We start from the raw sequence: 26,920 nt of genomic DNA on the forward strand, positions 1-26,920 counted from the left end.
CCGGCTCCCGTAGCGCCGGCCCCTGCGGCCAGCGCCCCGGCTGTGGCTGCCGCCCCTGCGCCTGCAAACCCCGCCACCCCCGCTGCGCCAGCGGCTGCACCGGCTGCCGGCAGCGCCTCGTTGCACATGCAGTTCGTTGCCGATTGCTGGACTTCGGTCACCGACGGCAACGGCAAGGTGCTGGTCAATGCCACCAAGCGCAAGGGCGAGACCCTCGAGCTCACCGGCAAGCCGCCGTTCGCGGTACGCCTGGGCTTTGCCCGTGGCGCACAGATCAGTTTCAACGGCCAGCCCGTCGACGTGGCGCCGTTCACCAGTGGCGAGACTGCTCGCCTGAAGTTGGGACAATAAGTCATGCACGGCGAATCTCCGATCAAACGTCGCGAATCGCGCAAAATCTGGGTAGGTAATGTGCCTGTCGGCGGCGATGCACCCATCGCCGTCCAGAGCATGACCAACACCGACACCAACGACGTCGATGCCACCGTCGCACAGATCACCCGCCTGGTGGATGCCGGCGTCGACATCGTGCGCGTCTCGGTACCGGACATGGACGCGGCCGAAGCCTTCGGCCGCATCAAGCAGCGGGTCAGCGTGCCGCTGGTGGCTGATATCCACTTCGACTACCGCATCGCCTTGCGCGTGGCCGAGCTGGGTGTGGACTGCCTGCGCATCAACCCCGGCAACATCGGCCGTGAAGACCGCGTGCGCGCGGTGGTGGATGCCGCGCGTGATCGCGGCATCCCTATCCGTATCGGCGTCAACGCCGGCTCCCTGGAAAAGGACCTGCAGAAGAAGTACGGCGAGCCCACCCCGGCGGCGCTGGTCGAGTCGGCCATGCGTCATGTGGAGCACCTCGATCGCCTGGACTTCCAGGACTTCAAGGTCAGCGTGAAGGCCTCCGACGTGTTCATGGCCGTCGAGGCCTATCGCCTGCTGGCCAAGCAGATCGTGCAGCCGCTGCACCTGGGCATCACCGAAGCAGGCGGCCTGCGCTCGGGCACGGTGAAATCGGCCGTGGGCCTCGGTATGCTGCTTGCCGAAGGGATTGGCGATACTATCCGCATCTCGCTTGCCGCCGACCCGGTCGAGGAAGTGAAGGTCGGCTACGACATCCTCAAGTCGCTGCACCTGCGTTCGCGTGGCATCAACTTCATCGCCTGCCCGAGCTGCTCGCGGCAGAACTTCGATGTGGTCAAGACCATGAACGAGCTCGAAGGGCGCCTCGAAGACCTGCTGGTACCGCTGGACGTGGCGGTGATCGGCTGTGTGGTCAACGGCCCCGGCGAAGCCAAGGAAGCCCACGTGGGGCTCACCGGCGGCACGCCGAACCTGATCTACATCGATGGCAAGCCGGCGCAGAAGCTGACCAATGACAACCTGGTGGATGAGCTGGAAAAACTCATCCGCCAGAAAGCGGCCGAGAAGGCCGAGGCCGACGCGGCAGTGATTGCCCGCGGTTGACCGACACCGATTTCGTTAAGGATTTACCGTGAGCAAATCGCTGCAAGCCATTCGTGGCATGAACGACATCCTGCCCGAGCAGACCCCGCTGTGGCGCTATTTCGAGAGCACCGTGGCCGGCCTGCTGGACACCTACGGCTATCGCCAGATCCGCACCCCGATCGTCGAGCCGACCGAGCTGTTCAAGCGTTCCATCGGTGAAGTGACCGACATCGTCGAAAAAGAGATGTACACCTTCGCCGACCGCAACGGCGACTCCCTGACCCTGCGCCCCGAAGGCACCGCCGCCTGCGTGCGCGCCGTGCTCGAGCACGGCATCAGCGGTGGTGGCCAGGTGCAGAAGCTCTGGTACATCGGCCAGATGTTCCGCCACGAGCGCCCGCAGAAGGGCCGCTATCGCCAGTTCCACCAGATCGGCCTGGAGGTGTTCAACCTCGACGGCCCGGACATCGACGCCGAGCTGATCGTGCTCACCTGGCGCCTGTGGGGCCTGCTGGGCATCCGCGATGCGGTCAAGCTCGAACTCAACAGCCTGGGTACCAGCGAAGCCCGCGGCCGTTACCGTGACGCGCTGGTCGAGTTCCTCTCGGCGCGCCTGGAGCAACTGGACGAAGACAGCCAACGTCGCCTCAAGACCAACCCGCTGCGCATCCTCGACAGCAAGGACGCCAACACCCAGGCGGCGCTGGTGGGTGCACCGAAGCTCGAAGACTACCTGGACGAAGAATCGCGCGTGCACTTCGAGGGCCTCAAGGCTCGTCTGGACGCCGCCGGCATTCCGTTCGTGATCAACACCAAGCTGGTGCGTGGCCTGGACTACTACAGCAAGACCGTGTTCGAGTGGGTCACCGACAAGCTCGGTTCCCAGGGCACCGTATGTGCCGGTGGCCGCTACGACGGCCTGGTCGAGCAGATGGGCGGCAAGCCGACCCCGGGCGTGGGTTTTGCCATGGGCATCGAGCGTCTGCTGCTGCTGATCGAGACCCTGGGCCAGGTGCCCGAGTCGATTTCGCGTCAGATCGACGTCTACCTGTGCGCCTTTGGCGAACAGGCCGAACTCGCCGGGCTGGCCCTGAGCGAGCGTCTGCGTGACCGCCTGCCGGGCTTGCGCCTGCAGGTCAATGCCGGTGGCGGCAGCTTCAAGAGCCAGTTCAAGAAGGCCGACAAGAGCAACGCTCTGTATGCCTTGATCCTGGGGGACGACGAACTGGCGCAACAAGTGGTAGGTTTCAAACCCCTGCGTGGTCAGGGCGAACAACAAAACATTGCCTGGGATGCTCTGGCCGAGCACCTGGAAGCTTCCCTCGCGCAGGCGTGAAGCGGGTCAACAGCCGATTTGGTGAAAAGGAGTATTGGGGTGTCGAGTAGCGATGATGAACAACTGGCCGCATTCAAGGATTGGTGGCAGCGCAACGGCAAACCACTGCTGACCGGTGGCCTGTTGGCGCTGGTGGTAGTGTTGGGCTGGCAGACCTGGCAGAAGTACCAGGGCAACCAGTCCCAAGGTGCTTCGAACCTGTATCAGGCCCTGCTTGAAACCACCCTGACGCCGACCGGCCAGCCGGACATGGCCCAGGTCGCGGACCTGTCGGGCAAGCTCAAGAGCGAGTTCGGCGGCACGGCCTACGCGCAGTACGCCAGCCTGTTCGTGGCCAAGGTCGCGGTCGAGAGCGGCAAGCTCGACGACGCCGCCAGCGAACTGAAAAGCGTGCTCGACAAGCCGGCCGACGCCACCCTGGGCGAAATTGCCCGTCAGCGCCTGGCCCGTGTACTGGCCGCGCAGAACAAGGTCGATGACGCCCTGAAGCTGCTCGATGGCGATGCCGACAAGGCCTTCCTGGCCAGCCGTGAAGAACTCAAGGGCGACCTGCTGGTACAGCTGGGTCGCGCCGATGATGCTCACGCCGCGTATCAGAAGGCCAAGGCCGCGCTGTCGGATGACGCCGCGATCGGTGGCCTGCAACTCAAGCTCGACGACCTTGCCAAAGGGGATGCGTGACGTGATCGGTTGGAAACATGCAGCAGTGCTGGCCGTGGCCCTTCTGGCCGTTGGTTGCAGCAGCAACAGCAAAAAGGAACTGCCGCCGGCCGAGCTGACCAAGTTCACCGAAGAGGTGGTACTGAAGAAGCAGTGGAGCCGTTCGATCGGTGACGGCCAGGGCGAGAGCTTCAACATGCTCGTCCCGGCCATCGAGAACGACCGCATCTACGCCGCCGATGTGACCGGTGTGGTGATGGCGCTGGACCGCATGAACGGCGACGTGATCTGGAAGAAAGACCTCGACCTGCCGGTATCCGGTGCGGTGGGTGTCGGCTACGGCCTGGTCATGCTCGGCACCCTCAAGGGTGAAGTGATCGCCATGGATGCCAGCACCGGCGAAGAAAAGTGGCGTGCGCGGGTCACCAGTGAAGTACTGGCGCCCCCGGCGACCAACGGTGACGTGGTGGTGGTGCAGACCCAGGACGATCGCGTGATCGGCCTGGATGCCAGCACCGGCGACCGCCGCTGGATCTACGAAAGCACCCCGGCCGTACTGACCCTGCGCGGTACCGGTGCGCCGATCGTGACCAACCGCCTGGCCGTGGCCGGCCTCTCGACCGGCAAGGTCGTGGCGCTGGACACCCAGAACGGCGTGCCGGTCTGGGAGCAACGTGTTGCCGTTCCGCAAGGGCGTTCCGAGCTGGACCGCGTGGTGGATATCGACGGCGGCCTGCTGCTGTCGGGCGGTGTGCTGTACGTGGCCAGCTACCAGGGGCGCGTCGCCGGCCTCGAGCTGGAAAGCGGTCGCGTGCTGTGGCAGCGCGATGCCTCCAGCTACGCCGGTGTGGCCCAGGGCTTTGGCAACGTCTACGTGAGCCTGGCGTCCGGTACGGTCGAAGGCATCGACGAGCGTTCTTCGTCGGCGCTGTGGAGCAACGACTCGCTGGCCCGTCGCCAGCTGTCGGCACCGGAAGTGTTCTCCAGCTACGTGGCCGTGGGTGACCTGGAAGGTTACCTGCACCTGCTGAGCCAGGTGGACGGCCGCTTCGTGGGTCGCGAGCGCATCGACAGCGATGGCCTGCGTGCACGCCCGCTGGTGGTAGGTGACATGATTTATGTGTTTGGCAACAGCGGCAAACTCGAGGCGCTGACCATTCGCTGAGTCTATGCTTGAGGCCTGCGGGCCTCGGGCTGCGGCGCCTTCGGGGCGCCGCCCGAACTCCGGCCGCTGCACTGCAGCGGCCTTTGTATTTTTTGAATTCAAGCAGTGGAGAGCCGCATGGTTCCCGTAATCGCCCTGGTGGGCCGACCGAACGTCGGCAAATCTACAATGTTCAACCGCCTGACCAGGACCCGCGATGCCATCGTTGGCGACCTGTCTGGCCTGACCCGTGACCGTCAATATGGCGAGGCGCGCTGGCAAGGGCGCTCCTACATCCTGGTCGACACCGGTGGTATCTCCGGTGACGAACATGGCATGGACGAAAAAATGGCCGAGCAGTCGCTGCTGGCCATCGAAGAAGCCGATGTGGTGCTGTTCCTGGTCGATGCCCGTGCCGGTCTGACCGCTGCCGACCAGATGATTTCCGAGCACCTGCGCAAGCGCAACAAGCGCTCGTTCCTGGTGGCCAACAAGATCGACAACATCGATCCGAACACCGCCATTGCCGAGTTTGCCCCCTTGGGCATGGGCAACGCCATCGGCGTGGCCGGCGCCCAGGGCCGTGGCGTGAACAACCTGCTCGAGGCTGTGCTCAGCGACTTCCCGCGGGACAAGGAAGAAGAAGAGATCGACATGAACGTCGCCGAGGGCGAGGAAGCCGTGCGCATTCCTGGCCCCAGCGAGAAGGATGGCATCAAGATCGCCATCATCGGTCGCCCCAACGTCGGCAAGTCGACCCTGGTCAACCGCATGCTCGGTGAAGACCGTGTGATCGTGTACGACCAGCCCGGCACCACCCGCGACAGCATCTACATTCCCTTCGAGCGCAACGACGAGAAGTACACGCTGATCGACACCGCCGGTGTGCGCAAGCGCGGCAAGATCCACGAGGAAGTCGAAAAGTTCTCGGTGGTCAAGACCCTGCAGGCGATCAAGGACGCCAACGTGGTGATCTTCGTCATGGATGCCCGCGAAGGCGTGGTGGACCACGATCTGAACCTGCTGGGTTTCGCACTGGAAGCCGGTCGCGCCATCGTGATCGCGCTCAACAAGTGGGACGGCATGCAGCCGGGCGAGCGTGACTACGTGAAGACTGAGCTGGAACGCCGGCTGTTTTTCGTCGACTTCGCCGACATTCACTTCATTTCGGCACTGCACGGCACTGGCGTGGGCAACCTGTACCAGTCGGTGCAGAACTCGTTCAAGTCGGCGGTCACCCGCTGGCCGACCAGCCGCCTGACCCAGATCCTCGAAGACGCGGTCAGCGAGCACCAGCCGCCGATGGTCAACAGCCGTCGCATCAAGCTGCGCTATGCCCACCTGGGGGGTGCCAACCCGCCGATCATCGTGATCCACGGCAACCAGGTGGAGAAGGTGCCCAAGTCCTACTCGCGCTACCTGGAAAACACCTACCGCCGTGTGCTCAAGCTGGTCGGTACGCCGATTCGCATCGAGTACAAGGGTGGCGAGAACCCGTACGAAGGCAACAAGAACACCCTGACCGACCGCCAGGTCAACAAGAAGCGCCGCCTGATGTCGCACCACAAGAAGTCGGCCAAGAAGCGCAAGGACAAGCGCTGATGGTGCGGGAGCCGGCCTTGCCGGCGAAATGGGCAGCGCGGATCAACTGACCCGCGCTTACCCTTTCGCCAGCAACGCTGGCTCCTACAACCTGGCGGTCCAATCCGCTATGCTCGGAGCCTGACCGCGCAGGAAAGAGGGCTCCATGATCAGCAGCAAGTTGCCGAACGTCGGCACCACCATCTTTACCACCATGTCCCAGCTCGCCGTGCAAACCGGCGCCCTGAACCTGTCCCAGGGCTTTCCCGATTTCAACGGCCCGCAAGCGCTGCTGGACGCGGTAGGGCGGCACATCGGTGCCGGCCACAACCAGTATTCCCCCATGACCGGCCTGCCGGCCCTGCGTCAGCAGGTAGCGGCCAAGGTCGCTCGCCAGTATGGCGTGACGGTCGATGCCGACCACGAGGTGACCATCACCCCCGGCGCCACGGCCGCGATCTTCTGCGCCATCCACGCGGTGATCCGGCCCGGCGACGAAGTCATCGTCTTCGACCCCTGCTACGACAGCTACGAACCCGCCGTGGAACTGGCCGGTGGCCGTTGCGTGCACGTGCAACTGGGCGCCGACAGCTTTGCCATCGACTGGCAGAAACTCAGCGATGCGCTGAGCCCGCGTACCCGCATGATCGTCATCAACTCGCCGCACAACCCCAGCGGCGCGCTGATTACCCGTGCCGAGCTGGACCAGCTGGCGGCGCTGATCGCCGACCGTGACATCTATGTGCTCAGCGACGAGGTGTACGAGCACCTGGTGTACGACGGCGCGCGCCACGCCAGCGTGCTGGCCCACGAGGCCCTGTACGCGCGGGCCTTCGTGGTCAGTTCGTTCGGCAAGACCTACCACGTGACCGGCTGGAAGACCGGCTATGTGATCGCGCCGCCAGCCCTGAGTGCCGAGTTGCGCAAGGTGCATCAGTACGTCAACTTCTGCGGCGTGACGCCGCTGCAGTGGGCGCTGGCCGATTTCATGGCCGAGCACCCGGAACATGTCGAAGAGCTGCCGGCGTTCTACCAGGCCAAGCGCGACCTGTTCTGTGGCCTGCTGCAAGGCTCTCGCTTTGAGTTCAAGCCGGTGGCCGGTACGTATTTCCAGCTGGTGGACTATTCGGCGATTCGCCCGGACCTCGACGACGTGCAGATGTCGGTATGGCTGACCCGCGAACACGGCGTGGCGACCATTCCGGTGTCGGTGTTCTACCAGCAACCCATTCCCGAGCAGCGCCTGGTGCGCCTGTGTTTCGCCAAACGCGAGGAGACGCTGCGTCAGGCAGCGGAAAAACTATGCGCGATCTGAGTACATTGCCCAACCTGACCGTGGCGCTGGTGCAGACCAGCCTGGCCTGGCAGGACCGCATGGCCAACTACGAGCATTTCGAGGTGCTGCTGGAGCAGGCCCGCGGCGCGGACCTGATCATCCTGCCGGAGATGTTCACCACCGGTTTTTCGATGGACTCCGAAAGCCTGGCCGAGCCGGAAAACGGCCCCACCTACAAATGGCTCAAGAGCCAGGCCAGGAAGCTCGATGCCGTGGTGACCGGCAGCGTGATCATCCAGGCCGAGGACGGCAGCCACCGCAACCGCCTGCTGTGGGCACGCCCGGACGGCGAGATCCTGTTCTACGACAAGCGCCACCTGTTCCGAATGGCCGGCGAGCACAAGCATTACACCCCCGGCGAGCGCCAGGTGCAGTTCGAGCTCAAGGGGTGGCGGGTGCGCCCGCTGATCTGCTACGACCTGCGCTTCCCGGTGTGGAGCCGCGATGCACAGGACACCGACCTGCTGCTGTACACCGCCAACTGGCCGGCGGCGCGGCGCCTGCACTGGAACCGCCTGCTGCCGGCACGGGGCATCGAGAACCTGTGCTATGTGGCGGCAGTGAACCGCGTGGGCACCGATGGCAAGGGCTTTGGTTACAGCGGCGACAGCCAGGTGCTGGACTTCCAGGGCGAGAGCCTGCTCAGTGCCGGCGAGGCAGACGGCGTGTTCACCGTGGTGCTGAGTGCGGCGGACCTTGCCGCATACCGCACGCGGTTCCCGGCCAACCTGGATGCCGACACCTTCGACCTGCACTGACCCCTTCGCCGGCAAGGCCGGCGCCTACGGGCATCCACCAGCCCCGTAGGCGCCGGCCTTGCCGGCGAAGAGTGACGCTCAATACACATCCCGCCGGTACCGCCCCAGCTCGATCAACTGCTCAAGCTCTTCAGCCCCCAGCACCTCGGCCAGCACCGCATCCACACCCGCCGCCATGCCTTCAAGGCTGCCACAGATATAGATCGACGCTCCCTCCGCCAGCCATCGGCGCAGCTCATCAGCCTGTTCGCGCAGCCGATCCTGCACATACACCTTCTGCGCCTGATCCCGCGAGAACGCCAGATCCAGCCGCGCCAGTTCACCACTTGCCAGCCAGCCCTGCAGTTCCTCCTCGCACAGGAAGTCATGCGCCCGGTTACGCTCGCCAAACAGCAGCCAGTTGCGTTGCTCGCCGTCCACGATTCGCGCCCTCAGCAGGCTGCGCAACCCGGCCAGCCCGGTACCGTTGCCGATCAGGATCATCGGTGCCGGAGCCGTCGGCAGATGGAAACCGCTGTTGCGGCGCAACCGCACGCTCACGCTCGCGCCCAGCGCCAGGTGTTCGGTCAACCAGCCCGAGCCCAGGCCCAGCGTGCCGTCCGGATGACGCTCCTGGCGCACGATCAGCTCCAGCACACCGTCACTGGCAATCGAGGCGATGGAGTATTCGCGCGCTGCCACCGGGATCAACGCATCCACCAGCGCCTGCGCGTGCAGGCCGATCAGGTGGCCGCGGCTGGCCGGCAACAGCCGCCCGCCCAGTGCATGGTCCAGGCGCTCCTCCAGGCCGTCCACCCGCACAGGCGTGCGAGGCTCAAGGCCAAGCCCGTCGAGCAACGCCTTGACCGTCGAACCGGCATTGCGCGGCAGTACATCGACCAGGTCCCCGGCATCCCAGCGCTCTGGCTGCGACGGTTGCAGGCCGAGCAGGTACACCGGTGCGCCCTGGCTGCCGGGGTTGAGCAGCTCGCGCCGGGTCAAGGTCCAGGCGCTGAACTGCGGCGGCTGCCAGGCAGACAGCGGCGCTGCGCCGGTCAATGCCGCCAACTGCTGCTGCCATTGCTGCAAGGCAGCAGGATCTGCACTGTCGACTTCCACGGCAGAGAAACTGGCGGTGGCACCGCGAGCCTCCAGCCAGTGCTGCAAGCTGCGCGCAAACCCGCAGAAATGCGGGTACTGGCGGTCTCCCAGTGCGAGCAGGGCGTAGTTCAGGTTACCCAGCGTCCACGGCTGGCCAAGCACCTTGCGCTCGAAGCCGCGGGCGCTGTCCGGCGCCTCGCCGTCGCCAAAGGTGCTGACCACGAACAACGCGCGTTGCGCCTGCTGCAGATCAGTTTCGGTCAGCGTCGCCAGGGGCTGCACGCGCACCGCCAGGCCCGCCGCCTGCAGTTGCCCGGCGCTCTGCCAGGCCAGTTGTTCGGCGAAGCCGCTCTGGCTGGCAAACCCCACCAGCCATCCGTTGCCTGTGTCGCCGGCCGGGTTCAGGCCCTTGCGCGCCTCGCGTACCTGGCGCTTCTTGCGCCTGCGGTCCAGGTACAGCAGCCAGCCGGTGATGAAGAACAGCGGCATGCTCAGGCTGGCGAGGGTCACCAGGATGCGCCCGGTGAGCCCGAAGTAGCTGCCCACATGCAGGGCATACACGCTGGCCAGCAACTGCGCCTTGAACGACTTGTCGGTGTAGCGATCGTGCTGGCGTACCACGCCGGTGGCCGGGTCCAGGCTCAGGGTGTTGAGCGCGCGCTCGTGCTCGGCGTTGTCGAGCAGGTAGAACAGGGTGGCGGGCTGGCCGCCGGCCGGTGGCAGGCGCAGGTTGTAGGTGCGAAGGCCCGGGCCGGCCGCTGCCTGCAGGCTGGTCCAGATGGCGTCGTAGTCCACCACCAGCGGCGCCGCATCCTTGCCGGGTGCGGGCGGGCGGCCACGGCCTTCGCCGCGCTTGCGCTGTTCGCCAGCGGCCGGTGCATCGCCCAGCAACCGGTTCAGCCCCTCGCGGTACCACTCGTAGGACCAGAACAACCCGGTCAGGGCAAACAGCAGGTAGAACAGCAGGCACCAGGTACCGGCCACCGCGTGCAGGTCCCAGTTGAAGGCACGACCTTTCTTCGCCCAGTCCAGGGTCAGCCAGGTTCGCCAGTTCAGCGCCTGGCGCGGCCAGCGCAGGTACAGCCCCGACAGGCAGAAGAAGATCAGCATCAGGGTACAGGCGCCGGTGATCTGCCGGCCGGTGTCGCCCATGGCGAGGAAGCGGTGCAACTGCAGCATCAGGTCGAAGAACCCCTGGCCACTGACCGGGGGCTGCAGCTTGCCGGTGTAGGGGTCGGCATAGCGCAGGGTGCCGCGGCGCTCGCCCGGCGGTGGGGTGAAGAAGATGCGCGCAGCTTCGTCGCTGCGCACGTTCACCCACAGCATCGACACCTTGTCGCCCTGTTCGGCCTCGACGCGGCGCACCAGTTCGGCCGGCGGCAGCACGCCTTCGTCGCGCACCTGCACCTTGAGCACCTGTGGGTTGAACAGGCGCAGCAATTCGTCCTGGAACGACCAGGTTGCCCCGGTCACTCCCATCAGCGCCAGCACCAGCCCGGCGGTGATGCCGAAGAACCAGTGCAGTTGAAACAGGCTTTTCTTCACCACATCGACCACCTTGTGTTGCGAGTTGCGTGAATGCGCCGCGCATTATGCCTTGATACACAAAGGCCCCGATCACCGAAGTGAACGGGGCCGGGCCTGCCAGCTGCCGTCAGAAGTGGAAGCTGGTGGTCAGCAGCGCCGTGCGACCGGCCGCCTGGTTGGCGTAGTGCGCCGCGTAGGCCTTGTCGTAGTAGACCTCGTTGGTGAGGTTCTGCACGTTCAGCTGCAGGTCGACGTTCTTGGTCAGCTTGTAGCTGGCCATGGCGTCGTAGCGCCAGTACGAATCGACCATCACGCTGTTGGTCACGTTGCCGAACACGTCGTCGACGTAGAAGGCACCACCGCCGAGGGTGAGTTTTGGCGTGACGTTGTAGGTGGTCCACAGGGTCAGGCTGTTGTTCGGCGTGTTGGGCATCTGGTTGCCGTCGTTGTAGCCGTCCACCAGCACACCGCCGACCGACTGCGCGCCACCGTCGACCAGCTTGGCGTCCATGTAGGTGTAGCCGGCGAATACCTGCCAGTCATTGGTCAGCTTGCCGGTGGCGGTCAGCTCCAGGCCATCGACGCGGCTCTTGCCGGCGTTCTGGTAGGTGTTGGCATCGACCAGTACGCGGGCGTTTTCCTTCTCGGTGCGGAAGATCGCGGCGGTCAGGTTCAGACGCTGATCGAGCAGGTCCCACTTGGTGCCGATTTCGTAGTTGGTGGTCTCTTCGGCCTTCAGGTCGCTGGTGGTGGTCGGCGTCAGCAGCGGGTTGCCGTCGCTGCCTTCACCCAGCGAAGCGCCGGCCGGGGTGGCCGAGGTCGCATACGAGATGTACACGCTGCCGTTGTCGGTCGGCTTCCAGGTCAGGCCCAGTTGGCCGGTCACGAACTCGCTGGTGTCTTCGGTCTTGAAGCTGGTCGCACCGCCCGCCACCTTGGTCTTGGCCTTGGTGTCGAAGTGGTCGTAGCGCAGGCCCATGGTCAACAGCCAGGCCGGGTTCAGCTCCAGGGTATCGGTCAGGTAGATGGCGCGGGTGCTGCTGGTGGTGTCGGCGCCGGCATCGGTACGGGTCACGTCGCCGCCCCAGGCCTCGTTCGGGTTGGGATTGGGGAACGAGGTGCACACACCCGGGATCTGGCCGGTGGCCGAAGAGCAGTTGCCGGAACGGAAGCCGGTGATGTCGTAGCCTTCCTTGGTGGAGGCCTCGCGGCTCAGCTCGATACCGGTGGAGAAGGTGTTCTTGAACCCGCCGATGTACACCTCGCCGAACAGGTCGGTCTGGTTGGTGGTGGTGCGGGTGTTGGCCACGCGGTTGTTCGGGCGGCGCCAGACTTCACCGTTGAGGATGTTGCCCTTGCTGTCGTCGGGCTGGCTGTAGATGAAGTCTTGCAGGGTGTTGCCGTGGCGCAGGGTGTTCTTGAGGGTCAGCGCATCGTTCAGGTCGTGCTCGACGGCGATGGTCGCGATATCGGCACGGGTCTTGTAGAAGTCGCGATCGACCAGGCCGTAGTAGTTGCTGCTGCGGCCGCCATCGTCAGGCTTGTCCGGGTTGGCCGAGGTGCGCCCGGCGGTGCTGCCCGAGCGCAGGCCGTAGGGGATGCCCGAATCCGGCAGGTCGTCGCTCTCCACGTGGTAGTAGTCCAGGCTCACGCGGGTCGGGGTACCCAGGCCGAACACCAGGGACGGGGCCACGCCCCAGCGGTCGTAGTTGACCTCGTCGCGACCGGCCACGTTGCTTTCGTGGCTCATCAGGTTCAGGCGAAACGCTGCGGTGTCGAGGAACTGGTAGTTGCCATCGAAGGTGTAGCGCTTGGTCTGGTCCGAGCCCCAGGTGAAGGCACCGTCGGTGCTGTTGCCCAGGTGGGCCTTCTTGGTCACCAGGTTGATGGTGCCACCGGCTGCACCGCGCCCGCCGATGGTCGAGTTGGGGCCCTTGGCCACTTCAACCGATTCGATGGCGAAGATCTCGCGGGTCTGCGAGCCCACGTCACGCACGCCGTCCAGGTACATCGAGCCTTGCGAGTCGAAGCCGCGAATGAACGGGCGATCGCCCGACGGGTTGCCGCCTTCGCCGGCGCCCATGGTGATGCCCGGCACGGTACGCAGGGCATCCTGCAGGGTCAGGGCGTTGGTGTCCTTGATGACCTGTTGCGGCACCACGGTCACGCTGCGCGGGATGTCCACCAGCTGCGCCGTGTACTTCTGCGATGAGGACTTCTCGACCTTGTAGTCGGTGCTGGCGGTATCGGCCTGGCCATTGATGCTGGTGGCATCCAGCGCGATCGAGCCGCTTGTGGCCGGGGCTGCGTCGGCCGCATAGGCCAGGTGGCCGGCGGACGTGGCGCTCAACGCGACCCCGATGGCAGAAGCAAGCAGGCGTGGTGAACTGACAGCGGTAGGCACGTAATGGCGCGACATCGGAAGGTCCCCAAGGTGTGAAGGCGCCGAAATATAATGTAAACAAATATGAGTAACAATTGAGATCAATTGCTATTCGTACTGAATTTACATTCTTTACACCTTTGTGTGGCGGTTTATGCCTGCTGAAACGTCCCGCCCCTCGCAAGGGGCTTGTACTGGTTCAATAAGAATCAATACCATTGACGCCCTTTAGCCGACCCCTGGTGCCTGCGCCATGCTTTTACACATTCCCGGCCTGTTCACCCGCGAAGAAGTGCAGCGTATTCGCCAGGCGCTGGAGCAGGCCGATTGGGCCGACGGCAAGATCACCGCGGGCTACCAGTCGGCCAAGGCCAAGCACAACCTGCAGCTGCCCGAGGCGCACCCGCTGGCCAAGGAAATCGGCAGCGCGATGATCGAGCGCCTGTGGAGCAACCCGCGCTTCATGTCGGCGGCGCTGCCGTTCAAGGTGTTCCCACCGTTGGTCAACTGCTACCGCGAAGGGGGCAGCTTCGGCTTTCACATCGACAACGCCATTCGCCAGCCGCGCGGCAGCCATGAGCGGGTACGTACCGACCTGTCGTCGACGCTGTTCTTCAGCGACCCCGACGAATACGACGGTGGCGAGCTGGAGATCCAGGACACCTATGGCCTGCAGCAGGTCAAGCTGGCGGCAGGCGACATGGTGCTGTACCCCGGCACCAGCCTGCACAAGGTCAACCCGGTAACCCGCGGGGCGCGCTATGCGGCGTTTTTCTGGACCCAGAGCATGGTGCGCGAGGACAGCCAGCGGGCCTTGCTGTTCGAGATGGACAACGCCATCCAGCAGCTCACGGTGGATGTGCCCGACCACCCGTCGCTGATTCAGCTCACCGGCACCTACCACAACCTGCTGCGCCGCTGGGCAGAGGTCTGAGCCGTGACCTTCAGCCTGCGTCGCGAAGAACAGGTCGATATCGACCAGTTGCATCAACTCATCGAACACAGTCCGGGCAAGGCGGCCCAGGCCCTGCTGGCGGCTGCCGCGCAGAACGTTGTCGAGGCACAGCTGCTGCTGGGGCAGATCCTGCTCGACGGGCGTGGCATCGAGCAGGACCCGGCACTGGCGCGGACCTGGTTCGGCATTGCCGCCCGCCAGGGCAGTGCGATGGGGCACAACATGCTCGGGCGCTGCCTGGAGCATGGGTGGGGAGGGCAGGCCGACCTGGCGGCGGCGGCCGGTCACTACCGTGCGGCCGCTGCCGCAGGGCTGGACTGGGGGCAGTACAACCTGGCCAACCTGCTGGCCACGGGGCGGGGGGTGGGCCAGGACCATGCTGCGGCCCTGCACCTGTATCAGCAGGCCGCCCACGCCGGCCACGCCAAGTCGATGAACCTGCTGGGACGTTACCTGGAACAGGGGCTGGCCTGCGCGGCCGACCGGCACGCCGCCATGCACTGGTACCGTCTTTCTGCCGAGGCCGGCGATTTTCGCGGGCAGTTCAGCCATGCGGCGATCCTCGCCGAGCAAGGCCACATGGAGCAGTCGCTGGTGTGGCTGCAAAAGGCCCTGGAGCAGGGTAACGGCAACTTCCTGCGTGCTGCAGTGGCCAGCCTGGAGCAGGCCGAGCAGCCGCAGATCCAGGCGATGGCGGGGGCCTATCGGCAGCGTCTGGAGCAGGTGTCGCGGCAGGCTACGGAAAGCCTTCACTCTCGGGTTTAGCCTGCCGCCTTTCTATGCTCGATCACTCCCATGCTTCTCAAGGAAGATCGACCATGAACAGCAACCACCGTCTTGCCAGTCACCCGGGCCTTGCCTGCGCAGGGGGTCGCCATGAGTGACACCTGGAATTTCTCATTCATCGCCAGCCTCTACTCGGTGACGCCGGGCCACAAGGGCCGTATCGGTATCAGCCTGGTCGAAGGCGGCATCGACAACGATGGCTGGTTGCAGGTGATGACCGACACCCGGCTCATCAAGCCGGTCAATTTTCGTTTCGACTACGTCTCCCACACCGACCGGCGCATTACCTACAACATCTCCAGCTCTTCGGATACCGGGTTCTATCGGGGCGCGGCGGTGGGCAAGAACTTCAATCACTATGTGGGCCTGTTCCCGGGGGGTACCAGCGAGCCCTGGCTGGTCAAGCCCATGGGGGAGTGGGGCGACCATGACGTGCTGCGACTGAAGCTCTATGACACCTACGAGTGCAGCATCGGCAACTACCGTCACTCCGACGGCATGGATTACCTGAATGTGATCAGCGGGGAGAACCTCGAGTTCGAGGCACATGTACTGCGTGTGCTGAGCTGACCGCGTGGGCCCATGAAAAAAGGCGACGGTTGCAACCGTCGCCTTTCGTGTGCAACTGACCCGTGGTTACAGGTAGTACGCCTTCAGCGGCGGGAAGCCGTTGAACTCCACCGCGCTGTAGCTGGTGGTGTAGGCGCCGGTCGACAGCCAGTACAGGCGGTCACCGATGGCCAGGTTCAGCGGCAGGCCGTACTTGTAGTGTTCGTACATGATGTCGGCGCTGTCGCAGGTCGGGCCGGCGATCACCACCTCTTCCATCTCGCCTTTCTTTTCGGTCCAGATCGGGAACTTGATCGACTCGTCCATGGTTTCGATCAGGCCGGAGAACTTGCCCACGTCGGTGTATACCCAACGCTCCACGGCGGTACGCGACTTGCGCGCCACCAGCACCACTTCGCTGACCAGGATGCCGGCGTTGGCAATCAGCGAGCGGCCAGGCTCCAGGATGATTTCCGGCAGGTCGTCGCCGAAGTCTTCCTTGAGAAAGCGAATGATCTCTTCGGCGTAGGTTTCCAGGCTGTTGGTACGGGTGATGTAGTTGGCCGGAAAGCCGCCACCCATGTTGATCAGCTTGAGCACGATGCCGTCTTCTTCCTTCAGGCGCTCGAAGATCACCTTGACCTTGGCGATGGCCGCATCCCACACGCTGATGTCGCGCTGCTGCGAACCCACGTGGAAGGAGATGCCGTAAGGCACCAGGCCCAGGTCGCGGGCCAGGATCAGCAGGTCCATGGCCATGTCGGTCTGGCAGCCGAACTTGCGCGACAGCGGCCAGTCGGCGGTGGTGGAGCCTTCGGTGAGGATGCGTACATACACTTTCGAGCCCGGTGCGGCCTTGGCGATATTGCGCAGGTCGGCTTCGGAGTCGGTGGCGTACAGGCGCACGCCCTTCTCGTAGAAGTAGCGGATGTCCTTGGATTTCTTGATGGTGTTGCCGTAGCTGATGCGCTCCGGGCCGATGCCGCGGGCCATCACCTTGTCCAGCTCGTAGATCGAGGCGATGTCGAAGTTCGAGCCCTTGTCCTTGAGCAGGTCGATGATTTCGACCGCAGGGTTGGCCTTGACCGCGTAGTACACCTTGGCGAATTCGAAACCGGCGCGCAGGTCGTCATAGGCCTTGCTGATCATGGCCGTGTCGATGAGCACGAACGGGGTTTCTTGCTTGTCGGCGAACGCCTTCATTTTGTTGAAGGTATCGCGTGCGAAGTAGTCTTCGACCTGGATCGACATGCTGGGGGACTCCATGGGCAAACTGAATGAATAAGTGGCTGCAACTGAGCGCCCTCCGTATCCCCACTTTGGTTCGCCTACTTCCCAAGGCATGTCGCCGAAAGCAAAAAGGTCAACCGGGTCGCAGAAGCTGCGCAGCGGGTGACCTTGCTGTCTCGTCGTCAGTACTTGAGCCGGATGGATCGTTTCCAGCATGGACGCTCGGCGCGAACTTTAGGACCTGAAGGATTCAAGATCAACAAAAAATCTCGCGTTTTTTCGCTACGCTGACGCACGTTGCAGACACCCCTCGTTTTAACCGACCCGGATGACAGGCAGATGTTCCCGAAGTTTTGCGAAGCGTTAAAAATACCCGCACGTTCGCAGCTTTTGCAGGCCAACTCAGCTAAAACAACGATGGCGTCAACTTCGGCGACGATGGCCCCAAAAGGTTGGGCAAGCGCACGCAAACAGCTTGAACGGGCAGGGCACGGGCACCGTTCGCAGCGGGGCGTGTGTGCATATTTTTAGCCGCTCGCATGGGCGCTGTTGCAGGGCAATCGCTCGGCGGTGATTGCCGGGTTTAATAAGAAACATTACTATTCGCAACCTCCCTCCCGCCTAGCGACGACCCCCGCACCGTGTCTCGACACAAAGGCTTCCTCGACCACTACCATGAGCTGATCGGCACCTGGACACGCAAGCTGCGCAGTCGTCAGCAGGCCGAGGACCTCGCGCACGATGCCTTTGTGCGGGTGCTGGAAAACCCCGCCCTGCCAGTCGAGCAGCCGCGCGCCTATCTGCACCAGACGGCACGCAACATTGCCGTGGACGGCTACCGGCGCGAAGACCGGCGCCAGGCCCTGGAGCAGGAAGGGCTGGACCTGTCGCCCACCCCGGGCGATGACCCCGAGGCCTATGTGCATGCACTGGAGCTGGCCGACAGCGTGGAACGCGCCCTGGCCGAGTTGCCGCTCAACTGCCGTAAGGTGTTCATCTGGCAGAAGCTCGAAGGCCTGACCCAGGCCGAGATCGCCGAGCGCATGGGCTTGACCAAGAACATGGTCGAAAAGTATATGATCCGCACGCTCCGGCATCTGCGTGAGCACCTGGATGTGTCAACGAGATGAGTCAGGCAAATGTTTTCATGAATCAGGGCACATGCCCCTGCGGCGATGACGCCGTGCGCGACCAGGCCGCCGAATGGTTCGCCCGTGGCCGCGATGCGCCCCTGACGCCCCAGCAGCAGGCGCAACTGCATGCCTGGCTGGCGCAGCACCCCCAGCATAAATACGAGTACGACCTGCTCGGGCGCCTGTGGGGCGCGGCCGACCTGCTGCCGCGCGAGCGCCTGCAGGCCTTGTGTGCGCCCGATCCGGTGCGCCAGCTGCCGCGTCGACGCCTGTTGCGCCAGGCCCTGGCAGCCAGTGTGGTGGCGGTCGCGGCAGGGCTTGGCTGGTTCGGCTGGCAGCAGCACCAGCTCAATTACCAGGGCCAGATGCAGACCGGCCTGGGCGAGCGTCGCCAGCTCGACCTGCCCGATGGCTCGCGCCTGGAGCTCAACGGCCGCACGCGGGTGCAGGTGAGTTTCAGTGCCGGGCAGCGGGACATTCGCCTGGAGCAGGGCGAGGTGATGTTCAGCGTTGCCCATGATACGGCCCGTCCCTTCGTGGTCAGCACCGGCCATGGCAAGGTCACGGTCACCGGTACGCGCTTCGATGTGCGCCGCGACAGCGAGCAGACCCGTGTGGCGGTCGAGCAGGGTTCGGTGCGCGTGCAGGGCGACGGCCAGGGGCAGGCGCTGCTGAGCGCCGGCCTCGGTTCGCACATCGATGCCCATGGCGCGGTGGCAGCGCCCTATACGGTGGACGCCGCCGCGTTGACCGCCTGGCGCGGCGGCAAACTGGTGTTCAACGATGTGCCGCTGGGCGAGGTGGTGCGCGAGGTGTCGCGCTACCGCGAACACCCGCTGCGCGTGGCCCCCGGCAAAACGGCGGCGCTGCGCCTCAGCAGCAGCTTCAGCACCGATGACACCGACGCCCTGCTGCGCGCCTTGCCCAGCATCCTGCCGGTGGCCATCAAGGCCCATGCCGATGGCTCGCAAGAAATAATCGCAAAATAGATTCAGGTTTTTTTCCCGTTGTTCGTCTTCCTGCCCAACTGCAACTGCCAAGCATTTTCATTCGCAGGCGGTGGCCGATTTTCTGACCCTCAGGACTTCTCGACGACGTGAACAACAACAAGGTTTCCAAACGCTGGCTGCCGCTGGCACTGGCATTGGCCGTCAGCGGCGGCATCGCCAACAGCTACGCCGATTCGGCACCCACCAGCATCCAGATCCAGGCCCAGCCGCTGGCCGCGGCACTGGGCCAGCTGGGCCGGCAGACATCGCTGCAACTGTTCTTCAGCCCCGACCTGGTGGCCGGCAAGCAGGCCCCGGCGGTGTCCGGCAACCTGGCCCCCGAACAGGCGCTGCAGGCCCTGCTGCAGGGCAGCGGGCTGACCTACGAGATTTCCCAGGGCACCGTGGTGCTGCACGCGGCGCAGCCAGTGAGCACGGCGCCCGGCACCCTGGAGCTGGCGCCTACCGACATCAGCATGGTCGGCGACTGGCTGGGCGACGCCCAGGAAAGCGTGGTACAGAACCACCCCGGTGCGCGCACCGTGGTACGCCGTGAAGCCATGGTCGAGCAGGGCGCGCTGAGCGTGCGCGACGTGCTGCGCGGGGTGCCGGGTGTGCAGGTGCAGGACTCCAACGGCACCGGCGGCAGCGACATCGCGCTGAACGTCGGCGTGCGCGGGCTCACCTCGCGCCTGTCGCCGCGTTCCACGGTGCTGATCGACGGCATTCCCGCCGCATTCGCCCCGTATGGCCAGCCGCAGTTGTCGATGGCGCCGATTTCCTCGGGCAACCTGGACAGCATCGACGTGGTGCGCGGCGCAGGCTCGGTGCGCTATGGGCCGCAGAACGTCGGCGGGGTGATCAACTTCGTCACCCGAGCCATCCCCGAGAAGGCCACCGGCGAGCTGGGCACCACGATCCAGACCTCGCGTCATGGCGGCTGGAAGCACATCGAGTCGGCCTTCCTTGGCGGCACCGCCGACAATGGCCTGGGTGCGGCGTTGCTGTACTCCGGGGTCAAGGGCAATGGCTACCGCAGCAGCAACAACAGCAACGACATCGACGACGTGCTGTTCAAGACCCACTGGGCGCTGACCGACCGTGACGAGCTGTCGCTGAACTTCCATTACTACGATGGCAAGGCCGACATGCCCGGCGGCCTGACCCAGGCCCAGTTCGACAAGAACCCCTACCAGTCCGACCGCGACCACGACAACTTCACCGGTCGGCGCAAGGATGTCTCGCTCAAGTACCTGCGCCAGATCGACGACGTGACCCAGTTCGAGGTGCAGACCTACTACACCGACAGCTTCCGTGGCAGCAGCATTGCCGCGCGCGACCAGCAGACGCTGTCGTCGTACCCGCGCAGCTACCACACCTTTGCCGTCGAGCCGCGCCTGTCGCGGGTGTTCGTCACCGGCCCGGCCACCCAGGAGGTCAGCGTCGGTTATCGCTACCTCAAGGAAGCCATGCACGAGCAGGCCACGCGCCTGGCGCTGATCGACAACGTGCCCACCGTAACCCCTGAATCCGACGGCCACGTGTACCAGGACCGTACCGGCGGCACCGAGGCCAGCGCCTACTACATCGACAACAAGATCGACGTGGGCAACTGGACCATCACCCCGGGCGTGCGTTTCGAGCACATCAACACCGACTGGAACGATCGCCCGGTCATGGGCCTGGGCAACAAGCCGGTGGTGGCCAAGAGCCGCAGCGTGACCAGCAACGAACCGCTGCCGGCATTGAGTGTGATGTATCACCTGTCCGATGCGTGGAAGCTGTTCGCCAACTACGAGACCTCGTTCGGCAGCCTGCAGTACTTCCAGCTGGGCCAGGGCGGGCAGGGCGACCAGACCGCCAACGGCCTGCAGGCCGAGAAGGCCAAGACCTACGAGATCGGCACGCGCTATGACAACGGCAACTGGGGCGGCGAGCTGACCGCGTTCTACATCGACTTCGATGACGAGCTGCAGTACATCAGCAACGACGTGGGCTGGACCAACCTGGGCGCGACCAAGCACCAGGGCATCGAGGCCTCGATGCACTACGACCTGGCAGGGCTGGACCCGCGTCTGCAGGGCTTGAGTGCGAACGCCGGCTTCACCTACACCCGCGCCACCTATGAAGGGGCGATCCCGGGCTTCGAAGGGCGCGACCTGCCGTTCTACTCACGCCAGATCGCCAATGCCGGGCTGCGTTACCAGGTGGACCGCTGGACCTGGAATGTGGACGCCTATGCGCAATCCAAACAGCGTGCTCCGGATACCGGCATGACCAGCAAAGGTGCCTTCACCGGCGACTACATCACCGAACCGACGGCTGATGGGCAGTATGGCGACATTCCGGGGTATGTGACCTGGAGTGCGCGGGGCGGGTATGACTTTGGTGCGCAGCTGTCGAACCTGAAGCTGGCGGCGGGGGTGAAGAACATCTTCGACAAGCAGTTCTTCACCCGTTCCAGCGACAACAATTCGGGGATCTATCTGGGCGAGCCGCGCACGTTCTATGTGCAGGCCAGTGTAGGGTTCTGACAACGCCTTCGCTACGCCGATCACACAGGCCATGGCCTGCCGGACCGGCGTTGTCAGCCTTGTCTGTTCGGCAGTAGATGCGGTGGAGCTATTCAGGCCACTGTTTCGGCCGGCGACACGATGCAGGTCTTCATGCCCCGCGAACGCCCCGAGCTCAGGTACGCGGCAATCGATTCCTGGGTGACCTCGCCCAGGAACACGTTCTCGGCGTCCAGCACCGGCAACCACGAACGGTTGAACTCGTACATGCGCGACAGCAGGATGCGCAGGTGCTCGTCATGCGCGGCGGTGGCGTTGAACGTGCGCAGGAAGTCTGCGCAGGTGCCCTGCTGACGGTGCAGGTCGCGCCGGCGCACATAGCCCATCGCCTTGTTCTGGCCATCGGTGACCACCACGTAGCGACGGTCATGTTCGTCCATCAGCTCCAGCGCATCGGCCACCGACGTCTCGGGGCTCACCGATGGCGCGTTGTCCGCCGCATCCTCGGCACGCACCAGCAGCAGGCGCTTGAGGGTGCTGTCCTGGCCCACGAAGTTACTCACGAAGTCATCTGCCGGGTGCGCCAGCAAGGTGTCGGGGTGGTCGATCTGGATCAGCTTGCCGGCGCGGAAGATGGCGATCTTGTCGCCCAGCTTGATCGCTTCGTCGATGTCGTGGCTGACCATGATCACGGTCTTGTTCAGCGCACGCTGCATCTCGAAGAACTCGTTCTGGATCATCTCGCGGTTGATCGGGTCGACCGCACCGAACGGCTCGTCCATCAGCAGCAGCGGCGCATCCGCCGCCAGCGCGCGGATCACGCCGATACGCTGCTGCTGGCCACCGGACAGTTCACGCGGGTAGCGGTGCAGGTACTGCTTGGGCTCGAGCTTGATCATGCTCATCAGCTCGCGGGCCCGCTCGTGGCACTTGTGCTTGTCCCAACCCAGCAGGCGCGGCACCACGGTGATGTTCTCCTCGATGGTCATGTTGGGGAACAGGCCGATCTGCTGGATCACATAGCCGATGGTGCGACGCAGCGTCACCGCGTCCAGGTCGGTGGTGTCTTCGCCATTGATCAGCACCTTGCCCGAGGTGGGCGCGATCAGGCGGTTGATCATCTTGAGGGTGGTGCTCTTGCCGCACCCGGACGGGCCGAGGAACACGCAGATCTCGCCTTCGTTGATCGTCAGGCTTACCGAGTCGACGGCCTTTACGTCCTTGCCGTTGCTGTGGAAGGTCTTGCACAGGTTCTGAAGTTCGATCATTTGAGCAGTCCTTTTGGAGTCAGCGAGCGTTGCAGGGCTTGCAGCAGCAGGTCGGCGAAGATGGCCAGCAGGCTCACCAGCACGGCGCCGACCAGCAGCATCGACATGTCGCTGCGGCTGATGGAGGTCAGGATAAGTACGCCAAGGCCACCGGCACCGATGGTCGCGGCAATGGTCATCACGCCGATGTTCATCACCACGGCGGTGCGTACACCGGCCAGAATCACCGGTACCGCAATCGGCAGCTCGACCATGCGCAGGCGCTGGCCGAAGGTCATGCCGATGCCGCGGGCGGCTTCGCGTATGCCGGGCTCGACGTTGGTCAGCGCCAGGTAGGTGTTGCGCAGAATCGGCAGCAGTGAATACAGAAACACCGCGGTGATCGCCGGCAACGGGCCCAGGCCCTGGCCGAACTTGGAATAGAACGGCAGCAGCAGGCCGAACAGGGCGATCGACGGCACGGTCAGCAGCACCGTGGCGCTGGCCTGCAGAGGCCCGGCAAGCACCGGAAAGCGGGTCATCAGGATGCCCAGCGGTACGCCGATCAGAATGGCCAGGGTGACCGCGATGCCGACCAGGGTGATGTGCTCCCAGGTCAGTTGCAGCACCTGGGCCCAGTCCAGGTGGGCGAAGGTATCAAGCAGACTCATGGTTGCTCCTCGGCAGGTGGATGCTGGCGCAGGTAGGTGGCGGCGACTTTGCTCGGGCTCTGGTGCTCGACGTCCACCTTGGCATTGAGCTGGCGCATGGTCTCGTCATCCAGTTGCTCGGCCAGCGGCTTGAGCAGCCCGGCCAGTTGCGGATGGGCGTCGAGTACGGCCTGGCGCACCACCGGGGCGGCGGTGTAGTCGGGGAAGTAATGCAGGTCGTCGTCCAGCAGCTTGAGGTCGAAGGCGCTCAGGCGCCCGTCGGTGGTGTACACCAGCCCGCTGAACACCTGGCCGTTGCGCAGCGCGGTGTACACCAGCCCGGCGTCCATCTGGCGGATGTCGCGGCGGGTGAACTGCAGGTCGTAGGTCTGGGTCAGGCCCACCAGGCCGTCGGGGCGGTTGGCGAACTCGGTGTCCAGCGCCAGTACATGGCTGCGGTCGGGCTCGTCGCGCAGCACCTGATTGAGCTGGCTGATGGTGTTGACCTGCGGGTACTGCTCGGCGATGTTGCGCGGCAGCGCCAGGGCATAGGTGTTGCTGAACTTCGAGGGTGCCAGCCACACCAGGCCCTTCTTCGCGTCCAACTGCTTGACCCGGGCGTAGGTGGCCTCGGCGCTGTCCATGCGTTCGTCGATATGGTTGTAGGACACCAGCGACACGCCGGTGTATTCCCACACCATGTCCAGTTGGCCGCTTTCCTGCGCGCTGCGCGCCAGGGTGCTGCCCAGGCCGCCGGTGATGCGCACGTCGAAGCCGTGGCTGCGCAGGTACTGCGCGGTGATTTCGGCCAGCACGGTCTGTTCGGTGAACACCCGCGCGCCGAGGCGGATCAGGGGTTTGTCGGCGGCCTGGGCGAATCCTGCGAACAGCAGGGCCGCGCCCAGCAACAAGGCGATTCTTTTCATGGGGGTTCCTTCGCTTAGTTGGCCAGGCCGCGTTCGAGCCAGCGGCGACTGCATTGGCTGACCAGCGCATCGAGCAGCAGGGCGAGCAAGGCCGTGGTGGCGGCGCCCAGCAACAGTTGCGGCTGGTTGTTAAGGGCGATGCCGGGGAAGATCAGGCTGCCCAGGCTGTTGGCGCCGATCAGGAACGACAGCGGCGCGGTACCCACGTTGATTGCCAGTGCCACTCGAACGCCGCCGACGATGATCGGTACCGCATTGGGCAGCTCGACCCGCCACAGCGTCTGACGCGGGGTCATGCCGATGCCGGTGGCGGCTTCCTTGAGCGAGGCGGGGACGTTTTTCAGGCCTTCGTAGGTGTTGCGCACGATGGGCAGCAGGGAGGCGAGGAACAGCGCGAAGATTGCCGGGCCTGCGCCGATGCCCAGAAAGCTCAGGGCGATGGCCAGAACGGCCAGGGGGGGAACGGTGTTGCCAATGTTGAAGATCTGCATGAAGCGTTCGGCGCGGTCGACCCGGTGCGGTCGACTCAAGGCAATGCCGGCGGGGATACCCACGGCCAGCGCCGCCACCATCGAGCACGCCACCAGCATCAGGTGCGCTTGCAGGTAGAACCACAGATCGGCGCGGTAGTGCGCGATCGTATCGATGCCGATCCAGTGGATCAGCAGGGCCAGGATGACGAGCGCGGCGGCCCATCCCATCAGCCCCTTGCCATAGCGTTTAGCCACAGGCGGACTCCTTTTTTTGTCGGCGGGCACACTCCCGTGGCGGCTGCCGGTCCAGGCAGCAGGCAGTGTGATCGCGATAAGCAGCGGGTCGCTCCGGTAGAGCGGAACACGCCATGAGCGCAGCCTCGTCAGGCGCATGTTGCCGATGAAACCCACCCTGACGAACGGTTGAAAACCGTATACGTAACATCTCGTAACAGGGCAGTGGACGTCTCCGCAGTCGCAAAGGTTCCCATCCGAAGCGGCATTTGGCCAGCGCAGATCGACCCAGTGGTTCAGTTAGGGGGTGAGTTTGGGCTATAATCGCCGCCCTTTTTTGAATCTCCAGTCAGGCGATTTCCCATGACCAACCAGGCCGCCGAAGTCGCGAAACGCCGCACCTTCGCCATTATTTCCCACCCCGATGCGGGTAAGACCACCATCACCGAGAAGCTGCTGCTGATGGGCAAGGCGATTGCCGTCGCCGGTACGGTGAAATCGCGAAAGTCCGACCGCCATGCCACCTCCGACTGGATGGAAATGGAAAAGCAGCGTGGCATCTCCATCACCACCTCGGTGATGCAGTTCCCGTATCGCGACCATATGGTCAACCTGCTCGATACCCCCGGCCACGAAGACTTCTCCGAAGACACCTACCGCACCCTGACCGCAGTGGACTCGGCGCTGATGGTGCTCGACGGCGGCAAGGGCGTAGAGCCACGTACCATCGCCCTGATGGACGTGTGCCGTCTGCGTGACACGCCCATCGTCAGCTTCATCAACAAACTCGACCGCGATATCCGCGACCCGATCGAGCTGCTCGACGAGATCGAGGCGGTTCTCAAGATCAAGGCCGCGCCGATCACCTGGCCGATCGGCTGCTACCGCGACTTCAAGGGCGTGTACCACCTGGCCGGTGACTACATCATCGTGTACACCCCGGGCCACGGCCACGAGCGTACCGAGGTGAAGATCATCGAGAAGCTCGACTCGGATGAAGCCCGCGCCCACCTGGGTGACGAGTACGAGCGCTTCATCGAGCAACTGGAACTGGTGCAGGGCGCCTGCCATGAGTTCGACCAGGACGAGTTCATCAACGGCCAGCTGACCCCGGTGTTCTTCGGTACCGCGCTGGGCAACTTCGGTGTCGACCATGTGCTCGACGCGGTGGTCGACTGGGCGCCACGTCCGCTGCCACGTGTGGCCCATGAGCGCACCGTGGAGCCGACCGAAGAGAAGTTCAGCGGCTTCGTGTTCAAGATCCAGGCGAACATGGACCCCAAGCACCGCGACCGCATCGCGTTCATGCGCATCTGCTCGGGCAAGTACGAGAAGGGCATGAAGATGCGCCACGTGCGCACCGGCAAGGACCTGCGCATCGGCGACGCCCTGACGTTCTTCTCGTCCGAGCGCGAGCAGCTCGAAGAGGCGTTCGCCGGCGACATCATCGGCCTGCACAACCACGGCACCATCCAGATCGGCGACACCTTCACCGAGGGCGAGAGCCTGGGCTTCACCGGTATCCCGCACTTCGCCCCTGAGCTGTTCCGCCGCGTGCGCCTGAAGGACCCGCTCAAGTCCAAGCAGCTGCGCCAGGGCCTGCAGCAACTGGCCGAAGAGGGCGCCACCCAGGTGTTCTTCCCCGAGCGCAGCAACGACATCATCCTCGGCGCCGTGGGTGTGCTGCAGTTCGACGTGGTCGCCAGCCGCCTGAAGGAAGAGTACAAGGTCGAGTGCGGCTATGAGCCGATCACCGTGTGGTCGGCGCGCTGGATCAGCTGCGACGACAAGAAGAAACTCGAGGAATTCAGCAACAAGGCCGTGGAAAACCTGGCCATCGACGGTGGCGGTCACCTGACCTACCTGGCGCCGACCCGGGTCAACCTGGCGCTGATGGAAGAACGCTGGCCGGACGTGAAATTCCGCGCCACCCGCGAACACCACTGAGTTTTCGCACACCCCACGCCCGCGCAGCCCCCTGGCT

The 26,920-nt window shown here is 64.5% G+C and carries 22 protein-coding genes; 15 read left to right on the forward strand and 7 right to left on the reverse strand.

The window, feature by feature from the left end; translation table 11 throughout:
- The 8 genes from DN387_RS22520 to DN387_RS22555 form a co-directional block, all read left to right on the forward strand.
- On the forward strand, positions 1-351 hold a 351-nt coding region (locus DN387_RS22520), incomplete at its 5' end, for a DUF4115 domain-containing protein (protein WP_254506363.1).
- 3 nt (positions 352-354) lie between these two features.
- A complete protein-coding gene (gene ispG, locus DN387_RS22525; RefSeq protein ID WP_043862521.1) occupies positions 355-1,464 on the forward strand; it encodes a flavodoxin-dependent (E)-4-hydroxy-3-methylbut-2-enyl-diphosphate synthase in 1,110 nt (369 codons plus the stop codon).
- A 28-nt stretch (positions 1,465-1,492) separates the two neighbouring features.
- On the forward strand, positions 1,493-2,782 hold the full coding sequence (gene hisS, locus DN387_RS22530; protein ID WP_054916601.1) for a histidine--tRNA ligase: 1,290 nt from the start codon (positions 1,493-1,495) through the stop codon (positions 2,780-2,782).
- A gap of 39 nt (positions 2,783-2,821) precedes the next feature.
- On the forward strand, positions 2,822-3,463 hold the full coding sequence (locus DN387_RS22535) for a tetratricopeptide repeat protein (protein ID WP_043862519.1): 642 nt from the start codon (positions 2,822-2,824) through the stop codon (positions 3,461-3,463).
- Positions 3,456-4,607: an outer membrane protein assembly factor BamB gene (bamB, locus tag DN387_RS22540; protein ID WP_054916600.1), complete on the forward strand. Its 1,152-nt coding sequence runs from the start codon at positions 3,456-3,458 to the stop codon at positions 4,605-4,607. Before DN387_RS22535 ends, bamB begins: the two co-directional genes overlap by 8 nt.
- Positions 4,608-4,724: 117 nt before the next feature.
- Complete coding sequence (gene der, locus DN387_RS22545; RefSeq protein WP_043862517.1) at positions 4,725-6,188, forward strand: ribosome biogenesis GTPase Der; 1,464 nt, start codon at positions 4,725-4,727, stop codon at positions 6,186-6,188.
- A gap of 145 nt (positions 6,189-6,333) precedes the next feature.
- Positions 6,334-7,482, forward strand: coding sequence for a pyridoxal phosphate-dependent aminotransferase (locus tag DN387_RS22550; protein ID WP_054916599.1), 1,149 nt, complete (start codon positions 6,334-6,336; stop codon positions 7,480-7,482).
- Positions 7,470-8,261 carry an amidohydrolase gene (locus tag DN387_RS22555; RefSeq protein ID WP_043862515.1) on the forward strand — a complete coding sequence of 264 codons (792 nt, stop codon included), beginning with the start codon at positions 7,470-7,472 and terminating at the stop codon, positions 8,259-8,261. Before DN387_RS22550 ends, DN387_RS22555 begins: the two co-directional genes overlap by 13 nt.
- A 78-nt stretch (positions 8,262-8,339) precedes the next feature.
- On the opposite strand, the gene DN387_RS22560 is transcribed toward DN387_RS22555, so the two are convergent.
- Both DN387_RS22560 and DN387_RS22565 read right to left on the reverse strand, forming a co-directional pair.
- A complete protein-coding gene (locus tag DN387_RS22560; RefSeq protein ID WP_054916406.1) occupies positions 8,340-10,889 on the reverse strand; it encodes a sulfite reductase flavoprotein subunit alpha in 2,550 nt (849 codons plus the stop codon).
- A gap of 106 nt (positions 10,890-10,995) precedes the next feature.
- Positions 10,996-13,287, reverse strand: a complete 2,292-nt coding sequence (locus tag DN387_RS22565) for a TonB-dependent siderophore receptor (protein WP_054916405.1) — start codon at positions 13,285-13,287, stop codon at positions 10,996-10,998.
- A gap of 217 nt (positions 13,288-13,504) precedes the next feature.
- Between DN387_RS22565 and DN387_RS22570 the strand changes: the two genes are divergently transcribed.
- The 3 genes from DN387_RS22570 to DN387_RS22580 all read left to right on the forward strand — a co-directional run bounded on the left by DN387_RS22570 (position 13,505) and on the right by DN387_RS22580 (position 15,562).
- Entirely contained in the window at positions 13,505-14,185 is a 681-nt protein-coding gene (locus DN387_RS22570; RefSeq protein WP_043862512.1) for a Fe2+-dependent dioxygenase, read from the forward strand.
- Between the two features lie 3 nt (positions 14,186-14,188).
- On the forward strand, positions 14,189-14,971 hold the full coding sequence (locus DN387_RS22575; protein ID WP_054916404.1) for a tetratricopeptide repeat protein: 783 nt from the start codon (positions 14,189-14,191) through the stop codon (positions 14,969-14,971).
- 111 nt (positions 14,972-15,082) lie between these two features.
- A complete protein-coding gene (locus tag DN387_RS22580; RefSeq protein ID WP_054916403.1) occupies positions 15,083-15,562 on the forward strand; it encodes a hypothetical protein in 480 nt (159 codons plus the stop codon).
- 66 nt (positions 15,563-15,628) lie between these two features.
- On the opposite strand, the gene DN387_RS22585 is transcribed toward DN387_RS22580, so the two are convergent.
- Positions 15,629-16,792 (reverse strand): type III PLP-dependent enzyme, encoded by a 1,164-nt coding sequence (locus tag DN387_RS22585; protein ID WP_043862509.1) that lies wholly within the window; start codon positions 16,790-16,792, stop codon positions 15,629-15,631.
- A 620-nt stretch (positions 16,793-17,412) separates the two neighbouring features.
- Between DN387_RS22585 and DN387_RS22590 the strand changes: the two genes are divergently transcribed.
- From DN387_RS22590 to DN387_RS22600, 3 genes are all read left to right on the forward strand, one after another.
- Complete coding sequence (locus tag DN387_RS22590) at positions 17,413-17,901, forward strand: RNA polymerase sigma factor (protein WP_043862508.1); 489 nt, start codon at positions 17,413-17,415, stop codon at positions 17,899-17,901.
- Between the two features lie 17 nt (positions 17,902-17,918).
- Positions 17,919-18,893: a FecR family protein gene (locus DN387_RS22595; RefSeq protein ID WP_054916402.1), complete on the forward strand. Its 975-nt coding sequence runs from the start codon at positions 17,919-17,921 to the stop codon at positions 18,891-18,893.
- A 107-nt stretch (positions 18,894-19,000) separates the two neighbouring features.
- Positions 19,001-21,427, forward strand: coding sequence for a TonB-dependent receptor (locus DN387_RS22600; RefSeq protein WP_054916401.1), 2,427 nt, complete (start codon positions 19,001-19,003; stop codon positions 21,425-21,427).
- Positions 21,428-21,519: 92 nt separating this feature from the next.
- Here the strand turns inward: DN387_RS22600 and DN387_RS22605 are convergent, their stop codons facing one another.
- From DN387_RS22605 to DN387_RS22620, 4 genes are read right to left on the reverse strand one after another with little or no spacing between them, the layout of a single operon-like run.
- The gene (locus tag DN387_RS22605; protein ID WP_054916400.1) at positions 21,520-22,674 is read right to left on the reverse strand and encodes a betaine/proline/choline family ABC transporter ATP-binding protein; all 1,155 of its coding nucleotides are present in this window, start codon (positions 22,672-22,674) and stop codon (positions 21,520-21,522) included.
- On the reverse strand, positions 22,671-23,324 hold the full coding sequence (locus DN387_RS22610) for an ABC transporter permease (protein WP_043862504.1): 654 nt from the start codon (positions 23,322-23,324) through the stop codon (positions 22,671-22,673). The genes DN387_RS22605 and DN387_RS22610 overlap by 4 nt, the downstream gene beginning before the upstream one ends.
- Positions 23,321-24,229, reverse strand: coding sequence for a glycine betaine ABC transporter substrate-binding protein (locus DN387_RS22615; RefSeq protein ID WP_054916399.1), 909 nt, complete (start codon positions 24,227-24,229; stop codon positions 23,321-23,323). The genes DN387_RS22610 and DN387_RS22615 overlap by 4 nt, the downstream gene beginning before the upstream one ends.
- Positions 24,230-24,243: 14 nt before the next feature.
- Complete coding sequence (locus DN387_RS22620) at positions 24,244-24,957, reverse strand: ABC transporter permease (protein ID WP_054916398.1); 714 nt, start codon at positions 24,955-24,957, stop codon at positions 24,244-24,246.
- 342 nt (positions 24,958-25,299) lie between these two features.
- Between DN387_RS22620 and DN387_RS22625 the strand changes: the two genes are divergently transcribed.
- Positions 25,300-26,883: a peptide chain release factor 3 gene (locus DN387_RS22625; RefSeq protein WP_043862501.1), complete on the forward strand. Its 1,584-nt coding sequence runs from the start codon at positions 25,300-25,302 to the stop codon at positions 26,881-26,883.
- The last annotated feature ends 37 nt before the right edge of the window (positions 26,884-26,920 follow it).

The organism is Pseudomonas sp. FBF18 (assembly GCF_024261405.1).
GTDB lineage: Bacteria > Pseudomonadota > Gammaproteobacteria > Pseudomonadales > Pseudomonadaceae > Aquipseudomonas > Aquipseudomonas palmensis.

Coding starts and splice junctions, on each gene's coding strand:
- ispG (WP_043862521.1), top strand. CDS start 355: ATGCACGGCGAATCTCCGATCAAACGTCGCGAATCGCGCAAAATCTGG.
- bamB (WP_054916600.1), top strand. CDS start 3,456: ATGCGTGACGTGATCGGTTGGAAACATGCAGCAGTGCTGGCCGTGGCC.
- der (WP_043862517.1), top strand. CDS start 4,725: ATGGTTCCCGTAATCGCCCTGGTGGGCCGACCGAACGTCGGCAAATCT.
- DN387_RS22550 (WP_054916599.1), top strand. CDS start 6,334: ATGATCAGCAGCAAGTTGCCGAACGTCGGCACCACCATCTTTACCACC.
- DN387_RS22555 (WP_043862515.1), top strand. CDS start 7,470: ATGCGCGATCTGAGTACATTGCCCAACCTGACCGTGGCGCTGGTGCAG.
- DN387_RS22565 (WP_054916405.1), bottom strand. CDS start 13,287: ATGTCGCGCCATTACGTGCCTACCGCTGTCAGTTCACCACGCCTGCTT.
- DN387_RS22570 (WP_043862512.1), top strand. CDS start 13,505: ATGCTTTTACACATTCCCGGCCTGTTCACCCGCGAAGAAGTGCAGCGT.
- DN387_RS22580 (WP_054916403.1), top strand. CDS start 15,083: ATGAGTGACACCTGGAATTTCTCATTCATCGCCAGCCTCTACTCGGTG.
- DN387_RS22585 (WP_043862509.1), bottom strand. CDS start 16,792: ATGTCGATCCAGGTCGAAGACTACTTCGCACGCGATACCTTCAACAAA.
- DN387_RS22595 (WP_054916402.1), top strand. CDS start 17,919: ATGAATCAGGGCACATGCCCCTGCGGCGATGACGCCGTGCGCGACCAG.
- DN387_RS22605 (WP_054916400.1), bottom strand. CDS start 22,674: ATGATCGAACTTCAGAACCTGTGCAAGACCTTCCACAGCAACGGCAAG.
- DN387_RS22610 (WP_043862504.1), bottom strand. CDS start 23,324: ATGAGTCTGCTTGATACCTTCGCCCACCTGGACTGGGCCCAGGTGCTG.
- DN387_RS22615 (WP_054916399.1), bottom strand. CDS start 24,229: ATGAAAAGAATCGCCTTGTTGCTGGGCGCGGCCCTGCTGTTCGCAGGA.
- DN387_RS22625 (WP_043862501.1), top strand. CDS start 25,300: ATGACCAACCAGGCCGCCGAAGTCGCGAAACGCCGCACCTTCGCCATT.